This window comes from Bacillus sp. FSL M7-1020, from assembly GCF_038050415.1.
Lineage (GTDB): Bacteria > Bacillota > Bacilli > Bacillales > Bacillaceae_G > Bacillus_A > Bacillus_A toyonensis.
In genome coordinates this window covers 5,144,068-5,169,784 of record NZ_JBBOTW010000001.1, presented here as the reverse complement: position 1 = coordinate 5,169,784, position 25,717 = coordinate 5,144,068, and the positions used below count along the sequence as shown (strand labels likewise).

Sequence of the window (25,717 nt, the reverse complement as noted above, 5' to 3'; positions counted from 1 at the left end):
CATATTATATGGTTAAGTCCTCGATCTATTAGTATTCGTCAGCTCCACATGTCACCATGCTTCCACCTCGAACCTATCAACCTGATCATCTTTCAGGGATCTTACTAGCTTACGCTATGGGAAATCTCATCTTGAGGGGGGCTTCATGCTTAGATGCTTTCAGCACTTATCCCTTCCGCACATAGCTACCCAGCTATGCCCTTGGCAGAACAACTGGTACACCAGCGGTGCGTCCATCCCGGTCCTCTCGTACTAAGGACAGCTCCTCTCAAATTTCCTACGCCCACGACGGATAGGGACCGAACTGTCTCACGACGTTCTGAACCCAGCTCGCGTACCGCTTTAATGGGCGAACAGCCCAACCCTTGGGACCGACTACAGCCCCAGGATGCGATGAGCCGACATCGAGGTGCCAAACCTCCCCGTCGATGTGGACTCTTGGGGGAGATAAGCCTGTTATCCCCGGGGTAGCTTTTATCCGTTGAGCGATGGCCCTTCCATGCGGAACCACCGGATCACTAAGCCCGACTTTCGTCCCTGCTCGACTTGTAGGTCTCGCAGTCAAGCTCCCTTATGCCTTTGCACTCTACGAATGATTTCCAACCATTCTGAGGGAACCTTTGGGCGCCTCCGTTACACTTTAGGAGGCGACCGCCCCAGTCAAACTGCCCACCTGACACTGTCTCCCGGGTCGATAAGACCCGTAGGTTAGAATTTCAATACAGTCAGGGCGGTATCCCACCAGCGCCTCCACCGAAGCTAGCGCTCCGGTTTCAATGGCTCCCGCCTATCCTGTACAAACTGTACCAAAATTCAATATCAGGCTACAGTAAAGCTCCACGGGGTCTTTCCGTCCTGTCGCGGGTAACCTGCATCTTCACAGGTACTATAATTTCACCGAGTCTCTGGTTGAGACAGTGCCCAAATCGTTACACCTTTCGTGCGGGTCGGAACTTACCCGACAAGGAATTTCGCTACCTTAGGACCGTTATAGTTACGGCCGCCGTTTACTGGGGCTTCAGTTCAGAGCTTCGCTTACGCTAACCCCTCTCCTTAACCTTCCAGCACCGGGCAGGTGTCAGCCCCTATACTTCGCCTTACGGCTTCGCAGAGACCTGTGTTTTTGCTAAACAGTCGCTTGGGCCTATTCACTGCGGCTTTCCGTTAAGAAAGCACCCCTTCTCCCGAAGTTACGGGGTCATTTTGCCGAGTTCCTTAACCAGAGTTCTCTCGCACACCTTAGGATTCTCTCCTCGCCTACCTGTGTCGGTTTGCGGTACAGGCACCTTTTATCTCGCTAGAAGCTTTTCTTGGCAGCGGGGAATCAAAGACTTCGCTCCATAAGGAGCTTCCCCATCACAGCTCAGCCTTCACGATAAGCGGATTTGCCTACTTATCAGCCTAACTGCTTGGACGTGCACAACCAATCGCACGCTTCTTCTATCCTTCTGCGTCCCTCCATTGCTCAAACGATAAAGAGGTGGTACAGGAATATCAACCTGTTGTCCATCGCCTACGCCTGTCGGCCTCGGCTTAGGTCCTGACTAACCCTGAGCGGACGAGCCTTCCTCAGGAAACCTTAGGCATTCGGTGGACGGGATTCTCACCCGTCTTTCGCTACTCATACCGGCATTCTCACTTCTAAGCGCTCCACCAGTCCTTCCGGTCTGACTTCACTGCACTTAGAACGCTCCCCTACCACTGATACCATTGGTATCAATTCGCAGCTTCGGTGGTGTATTTAGCCCCGGTACATTTTCGGCGCAGAGTCACTCGACTAGTGAGCTATTACGCACTCTTTAAATGGTGGCTGCTTCTAAGCCAACATCCTAGTTGTCTAAGCAACTCCACATCCTTTTCCACTTAATACACACTTTGGGACCTTAGCTGGCGATCTGGGCTGTTTCCCTCTTGACTACGGATCTTATCACTCGCAGTCTGACTCCTAAGGATAAGTCATTGGCATTCGGAGTTTGACTGAATTCGGTAATCCGATGAGGACCCCTAGTTCAATCAGTGCTCTACCTCCAAGACTCTTACACTTAAGGCTAGCCCTAAAGCTATTTCGGGGAGAACCAGCTATCTCCAGGTTCGATTGGAATTTCTCCGCTACCCACACCTCATCCCCGCACTTTTCAACGTGCGTGGGTTCGGGCCTCCATTCAGTGTTACCTGAACTTCACCCTGGACATGGGTAGATCACCTGGTTTCGGGTCTACGACCACGTACTAAACGCCCTATTCAGACTCGCTTTCGCTGCGGCTCCGTCTCTTCAACTTAACCTCGCACGGGATCGTAACTCGCCGGTTCATTCTACAAAAGGCACGCCATCACCCATTAACGGGCTCTGACTATTTGTAGGCACACGGTTTCAGGATCTCTTTCACTCCCCTTCCGGGGTGCTTTTCACCTTTCCCTCACGGTACTGGTTCACTATCGATCACTAGGGAGTATTTAGCCTTGGGAGATGGTCCTCCCAGATTCCGACGGAATTTCACGTGTTCCGCCGTACTCAGGATACATTCAAGAGAGAACGAAGTTTCGACTACGGGGTTGTTACCCTCTACGACGGACCTTTCCAGGTCGCTTCGTCTACCTCGTTCCTTTGTAACTCCGTATAGAATGTCCTACAACCCCAAGAGGCAAGCCTCTTGGTTTGGGCTAGATTCCGTTTCGCTCGCCGCTACTCAGGAAATCGCATTTGCTTTCTCTTCCTCCAGGTACTTAGATGTTTCAGTTCCCTGGGTCTGTCTTCCATACCCTATGTATTCAGGTAAGGATACCATACCATTACGTATAGTGGGTTTCCCCATTCGGAAATCTTCGGATCAAAGCTTACTTACAGCTCCCCGAAGCATATCGGCGTTAGTCCCGTCCTTCATCGACTCCTAGTGTCAAGGCATCCACCGTGCGCCCTTTCTAACTTAACCAAACTAAAATTAAAAAATATGAGCTACACTGTTATCTAGTTTTCAAAGAACATACATTTATATATGAGAGATAGTTCTCTCAAAACTGAACAAAACGAAACACGGAAACTTATATTGATGAACAGCGTTCATCAATTCTCCATAGAAAGGAGGTGATCCAGCCGCACCTTCCGATACGGCTACCTTGTTACGACTTCACCCCAATCATCTGTCCCACCTTAGGCGGCTGGCTCCAAAAAGGTTACCCCACCGACTTCGGGTGTTACAAACTCTCGTGGTGTGACGGGCGGTGTGTACAAGGCCCGGGAACGTATTCACCGCGGCATGCTGATCCGCGATTACTAGCGATTCCAGCTTCATGTAGGCGAGTTGCAGCCTACAATCCGAACTGAGAACGGTTTTATGAGATTAGCTCCACCTCGCGGTCTTGCAGCTCTTTGTACCGTCCATTGTAGCACGTGTGTAGCCCAGGTCATAAGGGGCATGATGATTTGACGTCATCCCCACCTTCCTCCGGTTTGTCACCGGCAGTCACCTTAGAGTGCCCAACTTAATGATGGCAACTAAGATCAAGGGTTGCGCTCGTTGCGGGACTTAACCCAACATCTCACGACACGAGCTGACGACAACCATGCACCACCTGTCACTCTGCTCCCGAAGGAGAAGCCCTATCTCTAGGGTTTTCAGAGGATGTCAAGACCTGGTAAGGTTCTTCGCGTTGCTTCGAATTAAACCACATGCTCCACCGCTTGTGCGGGCCCCCGTCAATTCCTTTGAGTTTCAGCCTTGCGGCCGTACTCCCCAGGCGGAGTGCTTAATGCGTTAACTTCAGCACTAAAGGGCGGAAACCCTCTAACACTTAGCACTCATCGTTTACGGCGTGGACTACCAGGGTATCTAATCCTGTTTGCTCCCCACGCTTTCGCGCCTCAGTGTCAGTTACAGACCAGAAAGTCGCCTTCGCCACTGGTGTTCCTCCATATCTCTACGCATTTCACCGCTACACATGGAATTCCACTTTCCTCTTCTGCACTCAAGTCTCCCAGTTTCCAATGACCCTCCACGGTTGAGCCGTGGGCTTTCACATCAGACTTAAGAAACCACCTGCGCGCGCTTTACGCCCAATAATTCCGGATAACGCTTGCCACCTACGTATTACCGCGGCTGCTGGCACGTAGTTAGCCGTGGCTTTCTGGTTAGGTACCGTCAAGGTGCCAGCTTATTCAACTAGCACTTGTTCTTCCCTAACAACAGAGTTTTACGACCCGAAAGCCTTCATCACTCACGCGGCGTTGCTCCGTCAGACTTTCGTCCATTGCGGAAGATTCCCTACTGCTGCCTCCCGTAGGAGTCTGGGCCGTGTCTCAGTCCCAGTGTGGCCGATCACCCTCTCAGGTCGGCTACGCATCGTTGCCTTGGTGAGCCGTTACCTCACCAACTAGCTAATGCGACGCGGGTCCATCCATAAGTGACAGCCGAAGCCGCCTTTCAATTTCGAACCATGCAGTTCAAAATATTATCCGGTATTAGCCCCGGTTTCCCGGAGTTATCCCAGTCTTATGGGCAGGTTACCCACGTGTTACTCACCCGTCCGCCGCTAACTTCTTGAGAGCAAGCTCTCAATCCATTCGCTCGACTTGCATGTATTAGGCACGCCGCCAGCGTTCATCCTGAGCCAGGATCAAACTCTCCAATAAAGTTAGTTTGTCTAGCATCTAAAAATAAAAATTGACGTTTCACGTTGTTTGTTTCGTTCAGTTTTCAAAGAACTACTTGGTCGCTCATTTGCGACTTCCTTATGTTAACATCTTCGTTTTTCGATGTCAACTAAGTTTTTCAATTTCTTTTTTGTCGTTTTCTGCGTTTCCGCATCAGCGACGTTTATTAATTTACCATATACTAATCATTAACGTCAACACTTTTTAATAAAAAATTCTTTTTCTTACATAACGAATACATTCTTCTGCGTTAGCAACTCTTCGAAATAAACAAAAAATGATTTTATATCTTTCTTCCATCGCTTTTTTTACAACCTCATGAATACGCTCATCTTCAAAATCAAATAAAAGTTCCTCTAACTCTCTCTTCAATATGTATTCCATTTCTTTTTTCTCTTCTTTCGTCAACATAAGCCCAAGCAAATCATCACCTCAATCATTCCTTACAGAGCAATACAAGTTCCGCTCATTTTTACTTATCAAAAACAAATCATCAAAATCCTATCATTCATTATATCCACCACTTACGATATTAATCCCTTGTTCTCTTTTTTATATTTAAAGCATATATGTAACTGAAAAGGATTGGACAAAGGGGCGTAATATTATGTTTTTCTTTTTTATTACGAGCAAAAGAACTTTTAAACACATTAGCTTAATAGTGATACTTTCCTTATTTACAGCATGGCTACTCTTTTTAAAAACATATTCACATGAATCTGCTTTTTCAACTGCTACAGGTCCTAAGGTAATTTACAAAGGAGATACTGCTAAAAAACAAGTTGCGTTCACGTTTGATATTAGTTGGGGAGACAAAAAAGCGATTCCAATCCTTGAGACACTCAAAGAAAGAGAAATTAAGAATGCAACCTTCTTCCTTTCTGCTGCATGGGCCGAAAGACACCCCGATATCGTCGAACGTATCATGAAAGATGGACATGAAATCGGTAGTATGGGTTATAATTACACGTCTTACACTTCTCTAGAGCCAAATGAAATAAGAAGAGATCTTTTACGAGCCCAAGATGTTTTTACGAAACTTGGCGTAAAACAAGTCAAGCTATTGCGTCCACCTAGTGGTGAATTCAACAAAGCAACTCTTAAAATCGCAGAATCGCTCGGATACACTGTCGTTCATTGGAGTAATAATTCAAATGATTGGAAAAATCCAGGTGTAAATACTATCGTTTCCACTGTCTCTAATAATTTGAAGGGTGGAGATATTGTCTTATTACACGCATCTGATTCTGCTCTTCAAACAAATAAAGCTTTACCGCTACTTCTACAAAAGTTAAAGAGTGACGGATATCAACAAATATCCGTATCACAACTCATTTCCAACACAAGTACGAAAAGTGAAGATGTGAAGTAGTTTCTTTTCTGCTACCCTTTACACATAAATAGCTCTATTACCTTATCGAAAGGTAATAGAGCTATTTCCATCTCACTATTTCTCGTAGTATAACTATCGCTGCGTAAAAATTCAAAAGTACTTTTCAATTAAGCAGCTTTACTCGTTTTTCCGATTAAACGATGTAATATAAGTAACTGATATGCATTACATAATAAAAGTGGTATAACCATTAAATATAACCAATCTGTATCATTAATCCTTAGTGCTGGCACCCATTCAAGAATTGTTACAACAACCATAAAGAACAGGGCAGGCACAAATGCTTTTTTATTTGTTTCTTTACTTTTTATATAAGCAACAATCGCTCCAAACACAAATAATATTCCAGCAACAAGTATGTTATTCCCTAATGAAACTTCTCCATTTGCAATGAGTACAGATCTTAAATACACAAAATCGAATAAAACGAATGCAATAAAGAAGAGCTGGACTACATTCCATAAAGATGACGATCGGAACATACCTAGTCCAAAACGATGAATCGTTAAATAGGCAAAGAACCCCATTTGACTTATAACACTAAAAATAAACCCTACACCCATCAACCAGAAAGAAACTGCTAGAATCTCCTTTGCGTCGAAATTTTGAAAAAATTTATCGTACTTGTCCCACTCCAAAACAAACCCAATAATAACCGTGCTGACTCCACCAAGAAACAACGTCGTTAAAAATAGTCGTACCCACTTGCGGCTATTCACAACACATCCCCCATTATCCTTATATTTCTAATTAAATTGTATCAATGACAATTTCAAAAAGCTAGCCATGTTCATGTATAAATTCCTTAAAGATATTTATATTAAAAAGAGAGAACTGTGTTGAAAGGAGTTCCAACTTATGAAACGGATACTACTCGTTTTCGTTTCTTCTTTTCTACTTATTGCACTTGTAGCATGTGCACAAGGAAAAGAAACGAAATCCGAATTAGATTACGATCAAACAAAGAAAATGATTGTTGATATTTTAAAAACTGATCAAGGTAAGAAGGCCATTCAAGATGTATTAACTGATGAAAAAATGAAACAAGCACTCATACTAGATGAAACAGTAGTAAAGAAAACGATTGAAGATGCAATGGTATCCGACAAAGGGCAGCAATTCTGGGAAAAGCTCTTTAAAGACCCTGAGTTCTCATCGAAATTCGCTAAAAGTATGGGGAAAGAACAAACAAATTTAATGAAAACCTTACTAAAAGACCCTGAATACCAAGCAGGCGTTATAGAGATCATGAAAAACCCTGAAGTAGAAAAAATGATGTTGCAAACAATGAAGAGTAAAGAATACCGTCAATATTTACAACAAGTACTAACAGAAACTACTGAAAGCCCACTCTTCCAAGCTAAGATGATTGATATTATTAGTAAAGGTGTGCAAAAGGCTGAAAAAGGTGGCTCTGATAAAAAAGATGCAGGTGGCGAAGGTGGCTCCCAAAGCGGGAGTAAGGAACAACAGTAAAAAATAATAACTATAATAGTGAGTGGACAATATATATCGTCCACTCATTATTATTTTATTTTTGCGCGACAGCTGTTTTATCAATTACTGTTTCAGCTATCGTGCGATAAATAATCCCCGTTGTATGCGTATCTTCATATACTGAAGGAGCGAAGTCTTCTTTATTCCAATCAGGTTGTTGAAGTGGAATGCGGCCTATTACATCTGTTTGTAATTCGGCAGCTAATTTATCTCCTCCACCTCTTCCAAATACATACTCCTTCTCACCAGTTACTTTACTTTCAAAATACGCCATATTTTCAACGACACCAAGAATACTGTGTTCAGTGCGCAAAGCCATCGCTCCAGCACGCGCTGCTACAAATGCCGCTGTTGGATGAGGCGTCGTTACTATAATCTCTTTACAAGCCGGCAACATGGAATGCAAGTCTAGCGCAACATCACCTGTACCTGGCGGTAAATCTAATACTAAGTAATCTAAATCACCCCATTCTACTTCTGTGAAGAAATGATTTAACATTTTCCCAAGCATAGGTCCTCTCCAAATAACCGGTGCATTATCTTCCACAAAGAATCCCATTGAGATTACTTTTACACCTAGACGCTCCACTGGGATTATTTTATCTCCTCTTACAATAGGACGTTTTTCTATCCCCATCATATCAGGTACACTAAAACCGTAAATATCCGCATCAATGATACCAACTTTTTTCCCTAGACGAGCTAAAGCAATGGCAAGGTTAACGGAGACTGTTGATTTTCCCACTCCACCTTTTCCACTCGCAACTGCTAAAAATGTCGTTTTTGAATTCGGTGACAATAAAGATTCAATTTGCTCTTCTTCTTGCGGTGGTACAAACTGAGCTAATTCCTCTTCTGTAAATTCTGCAAAACGAAGTCCAACTGTTGCTGCCCCAAGTTCCTTCACTAACTTTACGATGCCCGACTGCAACTGCATTTGTTCCGCAGTACCTGTTTTTACAATTGCAATTTTAACACTCACATGTTCCTTCTCCGGCTTGACTGTTACCTCTTTAATTGCATTTGTTTCTTTTAACGTTTTATGTAAAAACGGATCTACAATCCCTTCTAACGCTTCCACTACTTGCTCTTTCGTTACCATAATTAGCCCAGCCCCCTGTATGAAAAATAACGTAATGTTAATTGAATTTATCTCTCTTTATCCTTGAAATAAATGCGTTTACATTTTCAGTATAACATATTTTCCGAAAACTTCGTTAACGAGAGAAACTCAAAAAATCCCCCTTATTCTGGAGGATTTCCTTTTTCCGTGAAATAACGCAATATACCTCGATATACGGCAGCCGCTACCTTTTGCTGATATTTTTCCGAATTTAACATATACCTTTCGTTCACATTCGATAAAAATCCAGCTTCAATTAAAGCGCCTGGTGTTTTCGCATACTTTAATAAATACACATGAGAAATCGTTTTAGCAGAACGGTTCGTATTTTCTAAACTCGTTCTCAATTCAGCTTGTATAAACTTCGCAGCACGTTCATTTTCAGTTAAAGAACGGTAGTAGAACGTTTGTGCTCCTTTAGAACCACTACTAGTTAATGCATTTAAATGAATACTTGCAAAGAAATCGACATCTGGCTTATTAATAATCTCCACACGTCTTCTTAAATCCTCTGCTTTACGTCTACTGTACGACTTTGTATCTTTGTTAGCTAAATCATAATCTCCTTCACGTGTCAAAATAACTAATGCACCTTGCTCTTGCAAATAATCTTGCACTTTTTTTGTAATTTCAAGAGTTATGTCTTTTTCTATAATATCCTTTCCACCAACAGCTCCTCCGTCTGGTCCACCATGCCCTGCGTCTAATACAATTACTTTCCCTGATAAGGGTAAATTCCACGCTCGCCACGATTTTGTAATTTGAAATTCTTGTTTGACTAAAAAAAACAAAACAACCGCAGCGAGCGCAAAAGAGATAATTCGAATTCTCTTCATACCTTTCCTCCTCCAGCTAGTCCCTCTAATTACTTATATGGGACAAGAGGAAAGTTTATGCTTATCTTAATGTAGCTTTAAACGATATCTTCTTTCACCTTTTTCATATCCTTCCTGCCACCACAATCCGATAAACTGCTGACAAGATTCAAAAAGTAATTCCTCATCTTTTAACTTAATTTCTCGTATAGTCATACTCGTTAAAAATTGAAATAGTGTTTCCGTTAATTGTTGCTCTTCTTCTAAAGCCCTATATTTCACATCAAAGAACGATTCGCCATAATAACCAAACTTACTGTATCTCGCTCCTAATAAATAAGATTCTATTCCTAGTTCAATACAGTAATCTTCATACTGACGATGAAGCTCTTGCATGTGAAAGGCATCACGAATATTTGAACGCAACGTTTTTAATGATAATTCTCGTAGCATCTTCCGCTCGTATTTTAATTGCTTTTCTTTTTGTTTTTCTTTTAAGCTGACAATGACATTCATAGTACTTATAAAACCTCCCTAATACGTATTAGTCTAAACTTCTAAAGAAGAAGCATACGCGGGACGGTAGCACTAAAATATTCCAAACCTCAAAAATAAATAAGAGGAATTAAATATAAAAAAACCCCAACCAAAATGGTTGAGGTTTGTAGTTCGCAAAAATTAACGTTTTGAGAACTGAGGTGCACGACGTGCGCCTTTAAGACCGTATTTTTTACGCTCTTTCATACGTGCGTCACGAGTTAATAGACCTGCACGTTTTAGTGTTAGACGGTATTCTGGATCAGCTTTTAATAAAGCGCGAGAAATACCGTGACGAATAGCACCAGCTTGACCAGTGTATCCACCACCATTTACGTTTACAAGTACATCGTAGTTACCTAAAGTTTCTGTTGCAACTAGAGGTTGTTTAACTACTTCACGTAATGCAGCAAATGGGATATAGTTTTCAAAATCACGACCGTTAATGATAACGCGTCCTTCGCCTGGAACTAGGCGTACGCGCGCTACTGAACTCTTACGACGTCCAGTGCCATAGTATTGAACCTGTGCCAAAGTAAGCCCTCCTTTAATTAATTATCCGCGAAGTTCGTAAACTTCTGGTTTTTGTGCTTGGTGTGGATGCTCTGCTCCAGCATACACGTTTAATTTCTTAGATACTTGACGTCCTAAACGTCCTTTTGGAAGCATCCCTTTAATTGCAAGCTCTAACATTTGTACAGGGTAGTTTGTACGCATTTCTAGAGCTGTTCTTTGCTTAAGTCCACCTGGGTGGTTAGTGTGACGGTAGTAAATTTTATCGTTTAATTTATTACCTGTTAAATGAATTTTCTCAGCGTTAATAATAATTACATGATCACCCGTGTCAACGTGTGGTGTAAATGTAGGTTTGTTTTTACCACGTAAAATGGATGCTACTTCAGTAGATAGGCGACCTAAAGTTTGACCTTCAGCATCAACCACATACCATTTACGCTCAACTTCGTTAGCTTTTGCCATAAAAGTCGTACGCATGTGTTTCCCTCCTCGTTATCTTTTCCATAGAAAAAATCTATTGTTTATCTTAAACACGATTTCCTTCCGGGGCTAATCGTGGTTTTAGAAACAATACCATATGTTATGATATACTTTTGAGTTTCTAATGTCAAGCAAATGTTACACCAGGATTAGTTGTTATAGTTTACTTGCCATAAGTAAAGTCCATGACCTGGAGCCATCTTTCCAGCAAACTGGCGATTTTGTTTTGCTAAAATCTCTGGAATGCTATCAGGATCAAGCTTTCCTTGCCCTACGTTAAGTAACGTACCAACAATAATTCTGACCATATTATATAAAAATCCATTACCTACAAAACGAAAAATTAATTCATCATCTTGCTCAATTAACTCGATTTCAAAAATTGTTCGCACTTTATCTTTTTTGTCAGTTTTTGCCGAACAAAAAGAAGTGAAATCATGCGTTCCAATAAAATAAGGAATCGCTTTTCTTATAGAGCTTATTTCAAGCGGATATGGATATTGATATACGTAATTTCTACGGAATACATCCGCAGTCTTTGATAATAATACACGATAACGATATTCTTTTCTCTCAACACCGTAACGTGCATGAAATTCTTCTGTTTTCTTCTCTACTTGCCTGATAACAATATCATCTGGCAACATTGTGTTTAAAGCATTACTCCATTGCCACTCTTCAAGAGACAAAGGTGTATCAAAGTGTATGACTTGTCCTTTCGCATGAACGGTAGAATCCGTTCTGCCTGATGCCTGAACACGAACAAGTTCACCCTTATGCAATTTCTGTAATGCCTTCTCTATTTCTTGTTGAACAGTACGATGCTGTGGTTGAATTTGGTAACCACAAAAATGCATGCCATCATATGCAACTGTACATTTTATTCTTTCCATCTTTCCGTTCTCCATTACAATCGCAACCATACTAAAATACAAGCTAAACAAAGTAAACTTATAATTGTTACTGTATCGCTCATTTTCCAGCGTAGTTGCCTAAATTTAGTTCGTCCTTCACCATTTCGATATCCACGTGCTTCCATCGCAATTGCTAAATCCTCAGCACGCTTAAAAGCACTAATAAAAAGTGGAACGAGTAGTGAAATAATTGCCTTCATCCTATCTTTTATCGGACCTCCAGCAAAATCAATACCACGTGACGCTTGTGCTTTCATAATTTTACTCGTTTCATCCATTAATGTCGGAATAAAACGAAGAGAAATAGACATCATTAATGCGATTTCATGAACAGGAACCTTTATACGCTTCAACGGCTTTAATAACGTCTCCAAACCATCTGTAATCTCAATAGGTGTCGTTGTTAACGTTAATAATGTCGTCATTAAAATAATAACAAAGAATCGTATAGAAATGTATATCCCTTGCTCTAATCCCTTTTCATGTATTGAAAACCAACCAAGCTGGAATAGTACATCCCCTTCTTTAGTTGTGAAGATATGCAGGAAAAATGTAAAAAGAAAAATCCATAAAATTGGTTTTAAGCCCGAAAGTACATAACGAATCGGCACTTTTGCAAAAAATAAAGCAATGAGTGCATATAAAAATAAAAATCCATATGAAATCGCATTATTTGCTAAGAAAACAACAAATACATATAAAAAGACAATCAACAGCTTCGTACGAGGATCAAGTTGATGAATGAGTGACTTACCTGGAATGTATCTCCCAATAATCAACTGCTGCATGATTCATGACCACCTTTTCGTAACACCTGTACAACTTCATGAGTAAGATCCTCTAAAGATAAGGTAGCCTTTGGAATTGAAATACCAAACTTCTCTTCAATTGCACGTTTATACTTTAAAGACATCGGAAGGTCCACACCAATTTGTTCTAGTTCATCAGCATGTGAAAATACTTCCTCTGCACTTCCTTGCAAAAAGACCGTTCCTTTATGCATGACCACAATTTGATCTGCATACTTAGCGGCATCCTCCATATTATGGGTAACAAGAATGACTGTAAGCCCCTGCTCCTTATGCAAACTATAAAACATCTCCATAAGCTCGTGCTGTCCTTTCGGATCAAGCCCCGCTGTAGGTTCATCTAATACAAGTACTTCGGGTTCCATCGCAAGTACGCCCGCTATTGCAACACGCCTCATTTGCCCACCGCTTAATTCAAACGGAGAACGTGCTAATAACTCTATATCCAATCCAACAAGCTGAATGGCATCTTTTGCCTTTTGCTTTGCCACTTCTTCAGATAAACCGAAATTAGTAGGCCCAAAACAAATATCTTTCTCCACTGTCTCTTCAAATAACTGATGTTCTGGGAACTGAAAGACAACCCCTACTTTTTTTCGTAGTGGCTTAAGCTTCTTCTCTTTCTTCCCTGCTGAAATTAAATGTTCACCAATTTGAACCGTACCATTTGTCGGCTGCAATAAACCATTTAAATGTTGAATCATCGTCGACTTACCTGAACCAGTATGACCGATAATGGCATAATAGCCTCCACTTGGAAACGACACGTCTACATCATAAAGCGCGCGTCTTTCAAATGGAGTTTTATATTGATAACGATGTTCTACTTTTTGGAATGTAATCTCCAAAGTTCGTTCACCAAACTTTCCATTGTAAGATGCGTATTTTGCAAAAGAATTTCACTTCTTTTTAATAATTCTGCTATTTTTACTGAAAAAGGTACATCTAACCCAATTTCTTGGAGCATATGAGAGGACTTGAAAATTTGCTTTGGGGTCCCTTCCTCTAATATTTCTCCCTTGTTTAAAATAATGACACGGTCTGACTGTGCCGCTTCTTCTAAATCGTGCGTAATTGATAATACGGTAATACCTTTTTGATTAACAAGCTGTCTAACCGTTTCTACTACTTCACGTCTCCCTTGAGGGTCTAACATTGACGTTGCTTCATCTAGTATTAAAATAGATGGCTGAAGTGCTAAAACACCTGCTATTGCAACTCGCTGCTTTTGCCCACCAGATAACGAATGGGGCTCATCATTAAGAAAATCTTCCATACGGACAAGTCGCAGGGCTTGTTCTAATCTTTCTACCATCTGTTCCCTTGGCATTCCGATATTTTCTAAGCCAAATACAACGTCATCTTGTACTGTCGTTCCAACAAATTGATTATCTGGATTTTGAAATACCATTCCAATTTGTTTTCGAACATCCCATACCGTTTCTTCTGATAAAACCATTGTATCATTTACAGTAATTGTCCCTGATTCCGGCAAAAACAAACCATTCAATAATTTTGCAAGTGTAGATTTACCTGAACCATTTTGTCCGATAACAGATACCCATTCTCCTTCATATAAGGAAAACGAAACATCTTTTAATGCATACGAGGCTGCCCCAGGATATTGAAATGATACATTTTCTGTCCGAAGTTTCTCTTTTTTCAATACAAGGCACCCTTTCCTTCGCCAAGTTAGCCTTTTTTATATTTAAAAAAAAAGGGCCATGACCAGTTACTTGAAAAGAACTGTCCTGCCCTTTTAATTATCATTATACTAACTCGATAATTACCATTGGTGCTGCGTCTCCGCGACGTGGACCAATTTTTGCAATACGAGTGTATCCGCCTTGGCGCTCAGCATAGCGTGGAGCTACATCAGCGAATAATTTTTGAAGTGCATCTTGACCAGTCTCAGCGTTAGCAACTTCATTGCGAATGAAAGCTGCTGCTTGACGACGAGCGTGAAGATCTCCGCGTTTACCTAAAGTGATCATTTTTTCCACTACAGAACGAAGTTCTTTTGCACGAGTTTCTGTCGTTTGGATGCGCTCGTTGATAATTAAATCAGTAGCTAAATCACGTAACATAGCTTTACGTTGCGCACTTGTACGGCCTAATTTTCTGTATGCCATTCGTAGTTCCCTCCTTTGTTGATGGGTTTAAATCCTCAGTCGTCTTTACGTAAACCTAAACCTAATTCCTCAAGTTTATGTTTAACTTCTTCTAAGGATTTACGTCCTAAGTTACGAACTTTCATCATATCTTCTTCTGTTTTGTTCGCAAGCTCTTGTACAGTATTAATTCCTGCACGTTTTAGGCAATTATAAGAACGAACAGAAAGATCTAGTTCTTCGATAGTCATCTCAAGAACTTTCTCTTTTTGATCTTCTTCCTTCTCGACCATAATCTCAGCATTTTGTGCTTCATCAGTTAAACCAACAAAGATATTTAAATGCTCAGTTAAGATTTTGGCCCCTAAAGAGATAGCTTCTTTTGGCCCGATGCTTCCATCCGTCCATACATCAAGCGTAAGCTTATCATAATTAGCCACTTGTCCGACACGTGTCTTTTCCACTTGGTAAGTTACACGTGATACTGGAGTATAAATAGAATCAATAGGAATTACTCCTATTGGTTGATCTTCGCTTTTATTTGCATCAGCTGGCGTATACCCACGGCCACGCTTTGCAGTTAAACGCACGCGGAAATGCGCATCCTTTGCTAACGTTGCAATGTGTAAATCTGGATTTAAGATTTCTACATCACTATCGTGAGTAATATCAGCAGCTGTGACAATACCTTCGCCCTGCACATCAATTTCCAACGTCTTCTCTTCTTCAGAGTAGATTTTAAGAGCTAACTTTTTCAAGTTTAAGATGATCGTCGTAACGTCTTCTACTACGCCCTCAACTGTTGAAAATTCATGTAATACGCCATCGATTTGGATAGCAGTAACAGCGGCACCAGGGAGTGAGGATAAAAGAATACGACGTAAGGAGTTACCCAAAGTAGTACCATATCCACGCTCAAGCGGTTCAATTACGAATTTACCATATTTAGCATCTTCGTTAAGTTCAACCGTTTCGATTTTCGGCTTTTCGATTTCAATCATTAACTAAACCCTCCTTCAAAACGTCGAAACCCCGGTTAAACAAAGGTATACCCCTTTGATTAACCGAAAGTCCCCCTTAGGCAGTTCCCGATTGTGCACAACAAGCGATGTTTCTGTACGAAATTTCTCGATAATGCATCATATCCATTATAGACAAAAGGGAAAATTCTATACAGAAAAATTACACACGACGACGTTTTGGTGGACGACATCCATTATGAGGAACTGGAGTAACATCTCTAATTGCTGTTACTTCTAGACCTGCAGCTTGAAGAGCACGAATTGCAGCTTCACGACCAGCACCAGGACCTTTAACAGTAACCTCTAAAGTTTTTAAACCGTGCTCCATTGCAACTTTAGCAGCAGCTTCAGCAGCCATTTGCGCAGCGAATGGAGTAGACTTACGAGATCCACGGAAACCAAGTGCACCAGCACTAGACCAAGAAAGTGCGTTACCATGAGTATCTGTAAGTGTTACGATTGTGTTGTTGAAAGTAGAACGAATATGAGCTATACCAGCTTCAATATTCTTTTTCACACGTTTTTTACGAGTGTTTGTTTTACGTGCCATTGTTAGTTCAACCTCCTTTACTTATTATTTCTTTTTATTTGCTACTGTACGACGTGGACCTTTACGTGTACGAGCATTGTTTTTAGAGTTTTGACCACGAACTGGTAAACCACGACGGTGACGAAGACCACGGTAAGAACCGATCTCCATTAGACGTTTAATGTTAAGAGATACTTCACGACGAAGGTCTCCCTCAACTTTAATGCTATCGATAACATCACGGATACGTCCTAGTTCGTCTTCCGTTAAATCACGAACTCGTGTTTCTGAAGAAATACCAGCTTCAGTAAGAATTTTTTCAGCAGTTGTGCGACCAATGCCGAATACGTAAGTTAAAGAAATAACAACGCGTTTGTCTCGAGGAATATCTACACCTGCGATACGTGCCATTCTGAATGCACCTCCTTCTGATTAACCTTGTTTTTGTTTATGTTTAGGGTTTTCACAAATAACCATTACTTTTCCACGTCTACGAATAACTTTACATTTTTCGCAGATTGGTTTAACTGACGGTCTTACTTTCATGTCTCGAACCTCCTTAAAGATTACGGAGTGCTATATTATTTAAAACGGTACGTAATACGACCACGATTTAAATCGTACGGAGATAATTCTACCGTAACTTTGTCTCCTGGTAAAATACGAATGAAGTTCATACGGATTTTACCAGAAACGTGAGCCAATACGACATGCCCATTCTCTAATTCTACTTTGAACATAGCATTTGGCAACGTTTCAAGAACGGTACCTTCGACTTCAATTACATCATCTTTAGCCATTCAATAGTTCTCCCTTCTTCAAATCAGTAACATTTTACACTGCTCTGAAATTCCGGAGAGCCAGCTACTTATAAAGTGGTAAGGATTTCGTATCCTGCTTCTGTAAGAGCAATCGTGTGCTCAAAATGGGCACACCATTTACCATCTACCGTTACCACTGTCCAGTCATCAGATAGTGTTTTTACATATCGTCTTCCTTGATTCACCATCGGCTCAACACAGATGACCATTCCCGGCTTTAATCTAGGGCCTCTATTTGGAGGACCATAGTGCGGGATTTGAGGGTCCTCATGTAAGTCTTGCCCGATTCCGTGACCAACATACTCCCTAACGATCGAGAATCCGTTCTCTTCAGCATGGGTTTGAACCGCATGTGAGATATTTGATAATCTTTCGCCTGGTTTTACTTGTTCTAAACCAAGATACAACGATTTTTCTGTGACATCAAGTAGCTTTTGAACAGATTCAGAAATGTTTCCAACTGGATACGTCCATGCAGAATCTCCATGGTACCCATTGTATTTCGCACCAATATCGATACTGATGATATCGCCCTCTTCGAGCTTTCGCTTCCCTGGAATTCCGTGTACAAGCTCTTCATTTACAGAAGCACATATGCTCCCCGGAAATCCGTTGTATCCTTTAAAAGATGGCGTAGCACCATATTTTTGAATCGTCTTTTCCGCTATTTGATCGAGCTCTTTCGTTGTAATTCCTGGAGTAATATGCTGTTTCAACTCTTGATGAGTTAAAGCAACGATCCTGCCAGCTTCTCGCATGATTTCTATCTCGCGAGGAGTTTTGCAGATGATCATTACGCTAAGCCTCCGATGAGAACATCGATATCAGCAAATACTTTATTGATGTCTTGCTCACCATTAATGCTTTGCAAGTAACCAAGCTCCTCATAGAAATCAAGCAAAGGTTTTGTTTGCTTAATATTTACATCTAAACGATTTGCTACAGTTTCTTCATTGTCATCAGAGCGTTGATATAAATCGCCACCACATTTATCGCACACATCAGCGTTTGCTGGTGGATTGAATTCTAAGTGGTAAGTCGCACCGCACTCTTTACAAATGCGACGGCCTGTAAGGCGTTTTAATAACAACCCTGAATCCACATTAATGTTTAAAACATAGTCGATTTTTTTGCCAAGATCTTTCATAATCTCTTCAAGAGCTGATGCTTGTGCAACAGTTCGTGGGAAACCATCTAATAAGAATCCTTTTACACAGTCTTCTTGACTTAAACGTTCACGAACGATTCCGATTGTAACTTCATCTGGAACAAGAGCACCTTTATCAATAAAAGATTTTGCTTGTAAACCCATTTCAGTTTCAGCCTTCATAGCTGCACGGAACATATCTCCTGTTGAGATGTGAGGGATGTTATACTTGGCAACAATCTGTTCGGCTTGTGTACCTTTACCAGCACCAGGAAGCCCCATTAAAATTAAGTTCATCCTTGTTCCCCCTCAGTACATGAGCATGTAGGGAAGACAAGCCTTCCCACTTACTCATTGCTTGATAAACCCTTTGTAATGGCGTTTTACCAGTTGGCTTTCTAGCTGCTTCATTGTTTCTAAAGCAACGCCGACAACGATTAACATACTCGTTCCACCGATCTGTGCAGATGGAGGAAGATTTCCCAATTTCGTAAAGATAACTGGTAAGATTGCAATCGCTGCTAGGAAAATTGATCCTACAAAGGTCAAACGATACAAGATTTTTGTTAAATATTGTTCCGTATTCTTACCCGGACGAATACCTGGAACATATCCACCTTGCTTATTTAGATTCTCTGACATTTGCTCTGGATTAACCTGAACAAATGCATAGAAATATGTGAAGGCTACAATGAGCGCAACATATATGATCATTCCCACTGGGTGAGAATAGTTAAAGTTTGCAATAATCCACTGCGATACATCATGTTTCGGGAAGAACTGTGCAATAGTTGGAGGTGTAATTAAGAATGAAACAGCAAAAATGACTGGAATAACACCCGCACTATTTACCTTAAGTGGTAAATGAGTGTTTTGTGCTCCAGCATGATTCCCATTCGCTCCTGTTACACGCTTCGCATATTGAATTGGGATCTTTCTAACAGCCTGTTGAATGAAAATAACACCAACAATAACCGCTAGCACAGCTAGTAAGATCAATACAACTTTAACGATACTCATGAACAATTGATCTCCGATATTTTGAAACTGTTGTTGATACACTTGAGATATAACACTTGGGATCGCTGCGGCAATACCACCAAAGATAAGGATGGAAATACCATTACCTACACCTTTAGCTGTAATCTGTTCACCTAACCACATTAAAAATGCAGTACCAGCAGTCAGTACCGTAGCAATGTATAAATAAGTGCTCCAACCAGGATTCAAAATTAATTGCCCACCTACCATACCGTTAAAACCGATTGACATACCAAACCCCTGAATAAACGCAAGAACAATTGTAAAGTAACGCGTGAATTGCGTTAGTTTACGACGGCCCATTTCACCTTGCTTCGACCATTCCGAAAATTTAGGAACAACATCCATCTGCAATAATTGCACGATGATGGATGCTGTAATATACGGCATGATTCCCATCGCGAAGATGGAGAAGTTTTTCAAGGCGCCACCGCCAAATGTATTTAGGATACCTAAGGCATTTAATTGATCTTGTGCTTTCAGTACGTCTCCATTTGTAAATGGCACTGGGATAAACGTGCCAATCCTGAATACGATTAACATCGCTAAAGTGAATAATATTTTACGTCTTATCTCAGCAACGCGCATAAAGTTGGAGATTGTACGAAACATTAGATCACCTCAACTGATCCGCCAGCTGCTTCAATTGCTTCTTTAGCACTTGAAGAGAACTTGTGCGCTTTAACAGTTAATTTTTTCTCTACTGCTCCGCTTGCAAGAATTTTAACACCGTCGTTTAACTTGCTGATAACGCCAGTTTCCAGCAATAATTCAGGTGTTACTTCTGTACCATCTTCAAAACGATTTAACGTTGATAAGTTTACAATAGTAAACTCTTTACGGTTAATGTTTGTGAAGCCGCGTTTTGGTAAACGACGGAATAATGGAGTTTGACCACCTTCGAAGCCAAGACGAACACCGCCACCAGAACGTGCGTTTTGTCCTTTATGACCTTTACCAGCAGTTTTACCGTTACCAGAACCGATACCACGACCGACACGGTTACGTACTTTACGAGAACCTTCTGCAGGTTTTAATTCATGAAGTTTCATTCCCAGGCACCTCCTTATATTAATGAGTTATCCTTAAGCTTCTTTTACAGTTATAAGGTGAGAAACTTTGTTGATCATACCAAGAATAGCAGGAGTTTCTTCCTTAACTACAGTTGAATTCAACTTTTTAAGACCTAAAGCTTCTACCGTCGCACGTTGATCTTGTGGACGACCAATTACACTACGAGTGAGGGTAATTTCTAACTTTTTCGCCATTTGTTTTCCCTCCTTAACCTAGTAGCTCTTCTACAGATTTACCGCGTAATTTTGCAACATCTTCAGCGCGCTTAAGTTCGCTTAATCCGTTCACAGTAGCGCGAATCATGTTGATTGGTGTGTTAGAACCAAGAGATTTCGAAAGAATATCTTGTACACCAGCTAATTCAAGTACCGCACGAACAGGTCCACCAGCAATAACACCAGTACCTTCAGCAGCAGGTTTTAAGAATACTTCACCAGCTCCAAAATGACCGTTGATTGTGTGTGGAATTGTTGTACCAACTAATGGTACAGCGATTAAGTTTTTCTTAGCGTCTTCGATAGCTTTGCGAATTGCGTCTGGTACCTCTTGTGCTTTACCAGTACCGAATCCAACATGACCGTTTTTATCGCCAACTACAACTAGTGCAGCAAAGCGGAAACGACGACCACCCTTAACAACTTTCGCGACACGATTTATCGTAACTACACGTTCTTCAAGTTCTAATTTACTTGGGTCAATGCGATGCATCAATTTTCCCTCCTTTGACCATTAAAATTGTAATCCAGCCTCACGAGCAGCTTCAGCTAGAGCTTTAACACGGCCATGGTATAAGTAACCACCGCGATCGAATACTACTTCTTTAACGCCTTTCTCTACAGCACGCTTAGCAACTGATTCTCCAACTTTCGTAGCAGCTTCAGTATTGCTAGTACCGTTAAGAGCAAGGTCTTTATCAAGAGTAGATGCACTTACTAACGTTACACCATTCACATCATCAATAACTTGAGCGTAAATATGTTGGTTAGAACGGAACACGTTTAAACGTGGACGTTCTGCAGTACCAGTAAGTTTAGCACGTACACGTGCATGTCTTTTCTTACGAGTCGCATTTTTATCAGCTTTAGTGATCATTCTTGTCACTCCTTTCTCTCACCTAACGGGTTTACTTAGCAGTTTTACCTTCTTTACGACGAACAACTTCGCCTTCGTAACGAATACCTTTACCTTTATATGGCTCAGGAGCACGTACAGCACGGATGTTAGCAGCAAATTCGCCAACACGTTGCTTGTCGATACCTTTAATTACGATTTTAGTTGGTGCAGGTACTTCAACTTCGATACCTGCTTCCGGAGTCATTTCTACTGGATGAGAATAACCTACGCTTAATACAAGTTTATCTCCTTGTTTTTGAGCACGGTAACCAACACCGACTAATTCAAGTCCGCGTGCGAAACCTGTAGTTACACCTTCAACCATGTTTCCGATTAAAGCACGAGTTGTACCGTGTAATGCACGGTGTTCCTTCTGTTCAGATGGACGCTCAACTGTTAGTGTATTTTCTTCAATTTTGATAGACATATCAGCATTGAATTTACGAGTTAATTCACCTTTAGGGCCTTTTACTGTTACAGTATTGTCTTCTGCAATTGTAATAGTAACACCTGCAGGGATTTCAAGAATCTTTTTACCAATACGAGACATGTGGTCACACCTCCGTTCGTTTTAAATATATATTACCAAACGTATGCTACTACTTCTCCACCAGTTTGTAATTGACGAGCATCTTTGTCTGTCATTACTCCCTTAGATGTAGAAACAAGAGCGATACCTAATCCGTTAAGTACACGTGGTACTTCATCAGCTTTAGCGTAAACGCGTAAGCCAGGTTTACTGATACGTTTTAATCCAGTGATTACACGTTCATTGTTTGCACCATATTTCAGGAAAATACGAAGGATACCTTGTTTGTTATCCTCGATGTATTCTACATCACGAATGAAACCTTCACGTTTTAAAAGTTCAGCGATCTCTTTTTTGATTTTAGAAGCAGGAACCTCTAATTTCTCATGACGTACCATGTTCGCATTACGGATGCGAGTAAGCATGTCTGCAATTGGATCTGTCATCACCATGTGTTTTACCTCCTTCCCATTTGTGGGTTTTACCAACTAGCTTTTTTAACACCAGGAATTTGACCTTTATATGCAAGTTCACGGAAACAAATACGGCAAAGTTTAAATTTGCGGTATACAGAATGCGGACGACCGCAGCGTTCGCAACGTGTATACTCTTGTACTTTAAACTTAGGAGTACGCTTTTGTTTCGCTATCATAGATTTTTTAGCCACGTTTTCGCCTCCTCTACTTAGCGTTGGCTTCCATTATTTTTGGAATGGCATACCGAATTGTGTTAAAAGTTCACGAGCTTCTTCATCAGTTTTCGCTGTAGTAACGATTACGATGTCCATACCGCGGACTTTGCTTACTTTATCATAATCGATCTCAGGGAAGATAAGTTGCTCTTTAACACCTAATGTGTAGTTCCCACGACCATCGAATGATTTCTTAGAAACACCACGGAAATCACGTACACGTGGTAAAGAAACTGACACTAATTTGTCGAAGAACTCATACATTTGCTCGCCGCGTAAAGTTACTTTCGCACCGATTGGCATACCTTCACGAAGACGGAAACCAGCGATTGATTTTTTAGCACGAGTTACAACAGGTTTTTGACCTGCGATTTGTGTTAATTCTTCTACTGCATTGTCTAAAGCTTTTGAGTTAGATACCGCGTCACCAACACCAGTGTTGATTACGATCTTTTCGATTTTCGGTACTTCCATCACAGATTTATAGTTAAACTTGCTCACTAGAGCAGGAGTAATTTCCTTTTGGAACTTCTCTTTAAGGCGATTCAATGAAGTGACCTCCTTTCTTAAGAAAATTATTTATCTAATAATTCACCAGATTTTTTTGCAATACGAACTTTTTTACCATCTTCTACTTTGAAGCCTACACGAGTAGGTTCACCTGTTTTCGGATCTAAAATCATAACGTTAGAAACGTGAATAGGTGCTTCTTTAGTAATAATTCCACCTTGTGGATTTAATTGAGATGGCTTAGAGTGCTTCTTAACGATATTGACACCCTCAACGATAACACGGTTTTGCTTTGGGAAAGCCACAAGGATAACGCCTTGTTTTCCTTTGTCTTTACCAGTGATTACCTGTACTTTATCACCTTTTTTTACATGCATCTTAATTCTGCACCTCCTTAGCAAGGCAATACCTTAAATTATAGAACTTCTGGAGCTAAAGAAACGATCTTCATGAAGTTGCTATCACGTAATTCACGAGCTACTGGTCCGAAGATACGAGTACCACGTGGGCTCTTATCGTCTTTAATGATAACCGCTGCGTTTTCATCAAATTTGATGTAAGAACCGTCCGGACGACGAGCTCCGCTCTTCGTACGTACTACTACTGCTTTAACAACGTCACCTTTTTTAACAACGCCACCTGGTGTTGCTTGTTTTACCGTAGCAACGATAATATCACCAATGTTAGCATATTTACGACCAGAGCCGCCTAATACTTTAATTGTTAAAAGTTCACGTGCACCAGAGTTGTCAGCAACTTTCAAACGAGATTCTTGTTGGATCATGTTATGAAACCTCCCTTCGGACTAAAAATTCCGATTCGTCTATTTAGATAATAACCGCTTCTTCAACGATTTCAACTAAACGGAAACGCTTAGTAGCAGAAAGCGGGCGAGTTTCCATGATTTTAACGATATCGCCAAGTTTCGCTTGGTTTTGCTCATCATGGGCTTTGTACTTCTTAGAATACTTAACACGTTTTCCGTACAAGGAATGAGTTTTGTAAGTTTCAACTAAAACTGTAATCGTTTTGTCCATTTTGTCAGACACTACACGACCAGTATAAACTTTGCGTTGGTTACGTTCGCTCACTATGCAAACCTCCCCTCAATTTATCGATTAATTCCGATCTCTCTTTCACGAACTACAGTTTTCATACGAGCAATTGCTTTACGCACTTCACGAATGCGAGTTGGATTCTCTAATTGTCCTGTAGCAAGTTGGAAGCGAAGATTAAACAACTCTTCCTTTAAAGCTTTAACTTTTGTTTCGATTTCGGCAGTGGTTAATTCACGAATATCATTAGTTTTCATTAGATTCACCACCATTTTCTTCACGTTTTACGAATTTACATTTCACAGGTAACTTGTGAGCTGCAAGACGTAATGCTTCGCGTGCTACCTCTTCAGACACACCCGCGATTTCGAACATAATTTTCCCAGGTTTTACTACTGCTACCCAGCCTTCTGGTGCCCCTTTACCGGAACCCATACGTACTTCTAGAGGTTTTGCAGTGTAAGGCTTAGAAGGGAAAATTTTAATCCATACTTTACCGCCACGTTTCATGTAACGAGTCATTGCACGACGAGCAGCTTCGATTTGACGGTTTGTAATCCATGAAGCAGCTTGTGCTTGTAAACCGAATTCACCGAAAGCAATTTCAGTTCCACCTTTTGCACGACCACGCATTTTACCACGATGCTCTCTACGATATTTTACGCGTTTTGGCATTAACATATTATTTTCCTCCTTCCTCAGAAGCTTTCTTTTTTGTAGGAAGGACTTCTCCACGGTAGATCCATACTTTTACGCCTAATTTACCGTATGTTGTATCAGCTTCAACTGCTGCATAGTCAATATCAGCGCGAAGTGTATGAAGTGGAACAGTTCCTTCACTGTAAGATTCTGCACGAGCGATATCAGCTCCGCCAAGACGACCAGAAACCTGTGTTTTAATACCTTTAGCACCTGCACGCATAGCACGTTGAATAACTTGCTTTTGTGCACGACGGAATGATACACGGTTTTCTAATTGACGAGCGATGTTTTCGCCTACTAATTTAGCGTTAAGATCAGCTCTCTTAACTTCTAAAATGTTGATGTGTACACGCTTGCCTGTTAATTGGTTAAGAGCTTTACGAAGTGCTTCAACTTCAGTACCACCTTTACCAATTACCATACCAGGTTTTGCAGTGTGAATTGTAACATTTACACGATTTGCTGCACGTTCGATTTCTACTTTAGCAACAGCAGAATCTTTTAAGCGTACAGTAATGTACTCACGGATTTTGATGTCTTCATGTAATAATGTAGCGTAATCTTTCTCAGCGAACCAACGAGATTCCCAGTCACGGATAACACCGACACGAAGACCAATTGGATTAACCTTTTGACCCAT

The 25,717-nt window shown here is 41.0% G+C and carries 36 protein-coding genes and 2 rRNA genes; 2 read left to right on the top strand and 36 right to left on the bottom strand.

Annotation, left to right across the window (positions count from 1 at the left end; all coding sequences use genetic code 11):
• Positions 1 to 8 precede the first annotated feature (8 nt).
• From MHB70_RS26685 to MHB70_RS26675, 3 genes are all read right to left on the bottom strand, one after another.
• Positions 9 to 2,930 (bottom strand): 23S ribosomal RNA (locus MHB70_RS26685).
• Between the two features lie 145 nt (positions 2,931 to 3,075).
• Positions 3,076 to 4,627, bottom strand: a 16S ribosomal RNA gene (locus MHB70_RS26680).
• Together the 16S and 23S rRNA genes form the textbook arrangement of a ribosomal RNA operon.
• Before the next feature lie 225 nt (positions 4,628 to 4,852).
• Positions 4,853 to 5,071 carry a hypothetical protein gene (locus tag MHB70_RS26675; RefSeq protein WP_000901142.1) on the bottom strand — a complete coding sequence of 73 codons (219 nt, stop codon included), beginning with the start codon at positions 5,069 to 5,071 and terminating at the stop codon, positions 4,853 to 4,855.
• 184 nt (positions 5,072 to 5,255) lie between these two features.
• Between MHB70_RS26675 and pdaB the strand changes: the two genes are divergently transcribed.
• Positions 5,256 to 6,020, top strand: coding sequence for a polysaccharide deacetylase family sporulation protein PdaB (pdaB, locus tag MHB70_RS26670; protein ID WP_000464721.1), 765 nt, complete (start codon positions 5,256 to 5,258; stop codon positions 6,018 to 6,020).
• Between the two features lie 128 nt (positions 6,021 to 6,148).
• Here the strand turns inward: pdaB and kbaA are convergent, their stop codons facing one another.
• Positions 6,149 to 6,760 (bottom strand): KinB signaling pathway activation protein KbaA, encoded by a 612-nt coding sequence (kbaA, locus tag MHB70_RS26665; protein WP_001088535.1) that lies wholly within the window; start codon positions 6,758 to 6,760, stop codon positions 6,149 to 6,151.
• Positions 6,761 to 6,899: 139 nt separating this feature from the next.
• Between kbaA and gerD the strand changes: the two genes are divergently transcribed.
• Complete coding sequence (gerD, locus tag MHB70_RS26660) at positions 6,900 to 7,517, top strand: spore germination lipoprotein GerD (RefSeq protein WP_000821768.1); 618 nt, start codon at positions 6,900 to 6,902, stop codon at positions 7,515 to 7,517.
• A gap of 55 nt (positions 7,518 to 7,572) precedes the next feature.
• On the opposite strand, the gene MHB70_RS26655 is transcribed toward gerD, so the two are convergent.
• The 32 genes from MHB70_RS26655 to rpsC form a co-directional block, all read right to left on the bottom strand.
• A complete protein-coding gene (locus tag MHB70_RS26655) occupies positions 7,573 to 8,640 on the bottom strand; it encodes an Mrp/NBP35 family ATP-binding protein (RefSeq protein ID WP_000256618.1) in 1,068 nt (355 codons plus the stop codon).
• A gap of 143 nt (positions 8,641 to 8,783) precedes the next feature.
• Positions 8,784 to 9,497, bottom strand: a complete 714-nt coding sequence (cwlD, locus tag MHB70_RS26650) for an N-acetylmuramoyl-L-alanine amidase CwlD (protein ID WP_000822443.1) — start codon at positions 9,495 to 9,497, stop codon at positions 8,784 to 8,786.
• Positions 9,498 to 9,563: 66 nt separating this feature from the next.
• Positions 9,564 to 9,992, bottom strand: a complete 429-nt coding sequence (locus MHB70_RS26645) for a DUF2521 family protein (RefSeq protein WP_001101000.1) — start codon at positions 9,990 to 9,992, stop codon at positions 9,564 to 9,566.
• A 162-nt stretch (positions 9,993 to 10,154) separates the two neighbouring features.
• Positions 10,155 to 10,547: a 30S ribosomal protein S9 gene (gene rpsI, locus MHB70_RS26640; RefSeq protein WP_000079986.1), complete on the bottom strand. Its 393-nt coding sequence runs from the start codon at positions 10,545 to 10,547 to the stop codon at positions 10,155 to 10,157.
• A 21-nt stretch (positions 10,548 to 10,568) separates the two neighbouring features.
• Positions 10,569 to 11,006 (bottom strand): 50S ribosomal protein L13, encoded by a 438-nt coding sequence (gene rplM, locus MHB70_RS26635; protein WP_001260795.1) that lies wholly within the window; start codon positions 11,004 to 11,006, stop codon positions 10,569 to 10,571.
• A 152-nt stretch (positions 11,007 to 11,158) separates the two neighbouring features.
• Positions 11,159 to 11,902, bottom strand: coding sequence for a tRNA pseudouridine(38-40) synthase TruA (gene truA, locus MHB70_RS26630; protein WP_061529774.1), 744 nt, complete (start codon positions 11,900 to 11,902; stop codon positions 11,159 to 11,161).
• 14 nt (positions 11,903 to 11,916) lie between these two features.
• Positions 11,917 to 12,711, bottom strand: a complete 795-nt coding sequence (locus MHB70_RS26625) for an energy-coupling factor transporter transmembrane component T family protein (protein WP_001186520.1) — start codon at positions 12,709 to 12,711, stop codon at positions 11,917 to 11,919.
• On the bottom strand, positions 12,699 to 13,580 hold the full coding sequence (locus MHB70_RS26620; protein ID WP_000406524.1) for an energy-coupling factor ABC transporter ATP-binding protein: 882 nt from the start codon (positions 13,578 to 13,580) through the stop codon (positions 12,699 to 12,701). The genes MHB70_RS26625 and MHB70_RS26620 overlap by 13 nt, the downstream gene beginning before the upstream one ends.
• On the bottom strand, positions 13,556 to 14,398 hold the full coding sequence (locus tag MHB70_RS26615) for an energy-coupling factor ABC transporter ATP-binding protein (RefSeq protein WP_000711788.1): 843 nt from the start codon (positions 14,396 to 14,398) through the stop codon (positions 13,556 to 13,558). The genes MHB70_RS26620 and MHB70_RS26615 overlap by 25 nt, the downstream gene beginning before the upstream one ends.
• Before the next feature lie 103 nt (positions 14,399 to 14,501).
• Positions 14,502 to 14,864 (bottom strand): 50S ribosomal protein L17, encoded by a 363-nt coding sequence (gene rplQ, locus MHB70_RS26610; RefSeq protein ID WP_000331490.1) that lies wholly within the window; start codon positions 14,862 to 14,864, stop codon positions 14,502 to 14,504.
• A gap of 35 nt (positions 14,865 to 14,899) precedes the next feature.
• The gene (locus tag MHB70_RS26605) at positions 14,900 to 15,844 is read right to left on the bottom strand and encodes a DNA-directed RNA polymerase subunit alpha (RefSeq protein ID WP_000569643.1); all 945 of its coding nucleotides are present in this window, start codon (positions 15,842 to 15,844) and stop codon (positions 14,900 to 14,902) included.
• A 181-nt stretch (positions 15,845 to 16,025) separates the two neighbouring features.
• On the bottom strand, positions 16,026 to 16,415 hold the full coding sequence (gene rpsK, locus MHB70_RS26600; protein ID WP_000101797.1) for a 30S ribosomal protein S11: 390 nt from the start codon (positions 16,413 to 16,415) through the stop codon (positions 16,026 to 16,028).
• A gap of 24 nt (positions 16,416 to 16,439) precedes the next feature.
• Entirely contained in the window at positions 16,440 to 16,805 is a 366-nt protein-coding gene (gene rpsM / locus MHB70_RS26595) for a 30S ribosomal protein S13 (RefSeq protein WP_000090793.1), read from the bottom strand.
• A 21-nt stretch (positions 16,806 to 16,826) separates the two neighbouring features.
• Positions 16,827 to 16,940 carry a 50S ribosomal protein L36 gene (rpmJ, locus tag MHB70_RS26590; RefSeq protein WP_000868344.1) on the bottom strand — a complete coding sequence of 38 codons (114 nt, stop codon included), beginning with the start codon at positions 16,938 to 16,940 and terminating at the stop codon, positions 16,827 to 16,829.
• A gap of 35 nt (positions 16,941 to 16,975) precedes the next feature.
• A complete protein-coding gene (gene infA / locus MHB70_RS26585) occupies positions 16,976 to 17,194 on the bottom strand; it encodes a translation initiation factor IF-1 (protein WP_001029884.1) in 219 nt (72 codons plus the stop codon).
• A 68-nt stretch (positions 17,195 to 17,262) separates the two neighbouring features.
• On the bottom strand, positions 17,263 to 18,009 hold the full coding sequence (map, locus tag MHB70_RS26580) for a type I methionyl aminopeptidase (protein WP_000582534.1): 747 nt from the start codon (positions 18,007 to 18,009) through the stop codon (positions 17,263 to 17,265).
• Entirely contained in the window at positions 18,009 to 18,659 is a 651-nt protein-coding gene (locus tag MHB70_RS26575; protein ID WP_001048990.1) for an adenylate kinase, read from the bottom strand. Before MHB70_RS26575 ends, map begins: the two co-directional genes overlap by 1 nt.
• 54 nt (positions 18,660 to 18,713) lie before the next feature.
• Positions 18,714 to 20,015, bottom strand: a complete 1,302-nt coding sequence (gene secY, locus MHB70_RS26570) for a preprotein translocase subunit SecY (protein ID WP_000490120.1) — start codon at positions 20,013 to 20,015, stop codon at positions 18,714 to 18,716.
• Positions 20,015 to 20,455 carry a 50S ribosomal protein L15 gene (gene rplO, locus MHB70_RS26565; RefSeq protein WP_000766083.1) on the bottom strand — a complete coding sequence of 147 codons (441 nt, stop codon included), beginning with the start codon at positions 20,453 to 20,455 and terminating at the stop codon, positions 20,015 to 20,017. The genes secY and rplO overlap by 1 nt, the downstream gene beginning before the upstream one ends.
• A gap of 33 nt (positions 20,456 to 20,488) precedes the next feature.
• On the bottom strand, positions 20,489 to 20,671 hold the full coding sequence (gene rpmD / locus MHB70_RS26560) for a 50S ribosomal protein L30 (RefSeq protein WP_001085231.1): 183 nt from the start codon (positions 20,669 to 20,671) through the stop codon (positions 20,489 to 20,491).
• A 13-nt stretch (positions 20,672 to 20,684) separates the two neighbouring features.
• On the bottom strand, positions 20,685 to 21,185 hold the full coding sequence (gene rpsE, locus MHB70_RS26555) for a 30S ribosomal protein S5 (RefSeq protein ID WP_000554646.1): 501 nt from the start codon (positions 21,183 to 21,185) through the stop codon (positions 20,685 to 20,687).
• Between the two features lie 21 nt (positions 21,186 to 21,206).
• A complete protein-coding gene (gene rplR, locus MHB70_RS26550; protein WP_000628818.1) occupies positions 21,207 to 21,569 on the bottom strand; it encodes a 50S ribosomal protein L18 in 363 nt (120 codons plus the stop codon).
• 31 nt (positions 21,570 to 21,600) lie between these two features.
• Positions 21,601 to 22,140, bottom strand: coding sequence for a 50S ribosomal protein L6 (gene rplF, locus MHB70_RS26545; protein WP_000086552.1), 540 nt, complete (start codon positions 22,138 to 22,140; stop codon positions 21,601 to 21,603).
• A 32-nt stretch (positions 22,141 to 22,172) separates the two neighbouring features.
• A complete protein-coding gene (gene rpsH, locus MHB70_RS26540; protein ID WP_000245511.1) occupies positions 22,173 to 22,571 on the bottom strand; it encodes a 30S ribosomal protein S8 in 399 nt (132 codons plus the stop codon).
• Between the two features lie 29 nt (positions 22,572 to 22,600).
• On the bottom strand, positions 22,601 to 22,786 hold the full coding sequence (rpsN, locus tag MHB70_RS26535; RefSeq protein ID WP_001085700.1) for a 30S ribosomal protein S14: 186 nt from the start codon (positions 22,784 to 22,786) through the stop codon (positions 22,601 to 22,603).
• A gap of 33 nt (positions 22,787 to 22,819) precedes the next feature.
• Positions 22,820 to 23,359, bottom strand: coding sequence for a 50S ribosomal protein L5 (gene rplE / locus MHB70_RS26530; RefSeq protein WP_001080829.1), 540 nt, complete (start codon positions 23,357 to 23,359; stop codon positions 22,820 to 22,822).
• 26 nt (positions 23,360 to 23,385) lie between these two features.
• A complete protein-coding gene (gene rplX / locus MHB70_RS26525; RefSeq protein WP_000558200.1) occupies positions 23,386 to 23,697 on the bottom strand; it encodes a 50S ribosomal protein L24 in 312 nt (103 codons plus the stop codon).
• 38 nt (positions 23,698 to 23,735) lie between these two features.
• Positions 23,736 to 24,104 carry a 50S ribosomal protein L14 gene (rplN, locus tag MHB70_RS26520; protein WP_000615912.1) on the bottom strand — a complete coding sequence of 123 codons (369 nt, stop codon included), beginning with the start codon at positions 24,102 to 24,104 and terminating at the stop codon, positions 23,736 to 23,738.
• 43 nt (positions 24,105 to 24,147) lie between these two features.
• Entirely contained in the window at positions 24,148 to 24,411 is a 264-nt protein-coding gene (gene rpsQ, locus MHB70_RS26515) for a 30S ribosomal protein S17 (protein WP_000004106.1), read from the bottom strand.
• Between the two features lie 20 nt (positions 24,412 to 24,431).
• On the bottom strand, positions 24,432 to 24,632 hold the full coding sequence (gene rpmC / locus MHB70_RS26510; protein WP_000855718.1) for a 50S ribosomal protein L29: 201 nt from the start codon (positions 24,630 to 24,632) through the stop codon (positions 24,432 to 24,434).
• Entirely contained in the window at positions 24,622 to 25,056 is a 435-nt protein-coding gene (rplP, locus tag MHB70_RS26505; protein WP_000928969.1) for a 50S ribosomal protein L16, read from the bottom strand. Before rplP ends, rpmC begins: the two co-directional genes overlap by 11 nt.
• Before the next feature lies 1 nt (position 25,057).
• Complete coding sequence (gene rpsC / locus MHB70_RS26500; RefSeq protein WP_000529958.1) at positions 25,058 to 25,717, bottom strand: 30S ribosomal protein S3; 660 nt, start codon at positions 25,715 to 25,717, stop codon at positions 25,058 to 25,060.

Coding starts and splice junctions, on each gene's coding strand:
- pdaB (WP_000464721.1), top strand. CDS start 5,256: ATGTTTTTCTTTTTTATTACGAGCAAAAGAACTTTTAAACACATTAGC.
- gerD (WP_000821768.1), top strand. CDS start 6,900: ATGAAACGGATACTACTCGTTTTCGTTTCTTCTTTTCTACTTATTGCA.
- MHB70_RS26655 (WP_000256618.1), bottom strand. CDS start 8,640: ATGGTAACGAAAGAGCAAGTAGTGGAAGCGTTAGAAGGGATTGTAGAT.
- cwlD (WP_000822443.1), bottom strand. CDS start 9,497: ATGAAGAGAATTCGAATTATCTCTTTTGCGCTCGCTGCGGTTGTTTTG.
- MHB70_RS26645 (WP_001101000.1), bottom strand. CDS start 9,992: ATGAATGTCATTGTCAGCTTAAAAGAAAAACAAAAAGAAAAGCAATTA.
- rplM (WP_001260795.1), bottom strand. CDS start 11,006: ATGCGTACGACTTTTATGGCAAAAGCTAACGAAGTTGAGCGTAAATGG.
- truA (WP_061529774.1), bottom strand. CDS start 11,902: ATGGAAAGAATAAAATGTACAGTTGCATATGATGGCATGCATTTTTGT.
- MHB70_RS26625 (WP_001186520.1), bottom strand. CDS start 12,711: ATGCAGCAGTTGATTATTGGGAGATACATTCCAGGTAAGTCACTCATT.
- rplQ (WP_000331490.1), bottom strand. CDS start 14,864: ATGGCATACAGAAAATTAGGCCGTACAAGTGCGCAACGTAAAGCTATG.
- MHB70_RS26605 (WP_000569643.1), bottom strand. CDS start 15,844: ATGATTGAAATCGAAAAGCCGAAAATCGAAACGGTTGAACTTAACGAA.
- rpsK (WP_000101797.1), bottom strand. CDS start 16,415: ATGGCACGTAAAACAAACACTCGTAAAAAACGTGTGAAAAAGAATATT.
- rpsM (WP_000090793.1), bottom strand. CDS start 16,805: ATGGCACGTATCGCAGGTGTAGATATTCCTCGAGACAAACGCGTTGTT.
- rpmJ (WP_000868344.1), bottom strand. CDS start 16,940: ATGAAAGTAAGACCGTCAGTTAAACCAATCTGCGAAAAATGTAAAGTT.
- infA (WP_001029884.1), bottom strand. CDS start 17,194: ATGGCTAAAGATGATGTAATTGAAGTCGAAGGTACCGTTCTTGAAACG.
- map (WP_000582534.1), bottom strand. CDS start 18,009: ATGATCATCTGCAAAACTCCTCGCGAGATAGAAATCATGCGAGAAGCT.
- MHB70_RS26575 (WP_001048990.1), bottom strand. CDS start 18,659: ATGAACTTAATTTTAATGGGGCTTCCTGGTGCTGGTAAAGGTACACAA.
- secY (WP_000490120.1), bottom strand. CDS start 20,015: ATGTTTCGTACAATCTCCAACTTTATGCGCGTTGCTGAGATAAGACGT.
- rplO (WP_000766083.1), bottom strand. CDS start 20,455: ATGAAACTTCATGAATTAAAACCTGCAGAAGGTTCTCGTAAAGTACGT.
- rpmD (WP_001085231.1), bottom strand. CDS start 20,671: ATGGCGAAAAAGTTAGAAATTACCCTCACTCGTAGTGTAATTGGTCGT.
- rpsE (WP_000554646.1), bottom strand. CDS start 21,185: ATGCATCGCATTGACCCAAGTAAATTAGAACTTGAAGAACGTGTAGTT.
- rplR (WP_000628818.1), bottom strand. CDS start 21,569: ATGATCACTAAAGCTGATAAAAATGCGACTCGTAAGAAAAGACATGCA.
- rplF (WP_000086552.1), bottom strand. CDS start 22,140: ATGTCTCGTATTGGTAAAAAGATTCTTGAAATCCCTGCAGGTGTTACT.
- rpsH (WP_000245511.1), bottom strand. CDS start 22,571: ATGGTGATGACAGATCCAATTGCAGACATGCTTACTCGCATCCGTAAT.
- rplX (WP_000558200.1), bottom strand. CDS start 23,697: ATGCATGTAAAAAAAGGTGATAAAGTACAGGTAATCACTGGTAAAGAC.
- rplN (WP_000615912.1), bottom strand. CDS start 24,104: ATGATCCAACAAGAATCTCGTTTGAAAGTTGCTGACAACTCTGGTGCA.
- rpmC (WP_000855718.1), bottom strand. CDS start 24,632: ATGAAAACTAATGATATTCGTGAATTAACCACTGCCGAAATCGAAACA.
- rplP (WP_000928969.1), bottom strand. CDS start 25,056: ATGTTAATGCCAAAACGCGTAAAATATCGTAGAGAGCATCGTGGTAAA.
- rpsC (WP_000529958.1), bottom strand. CDS start 25,717: ATGGGTCAAAAGGTTAATCCAATTGGTCTTCGTGTCGGTGTTATCCGT.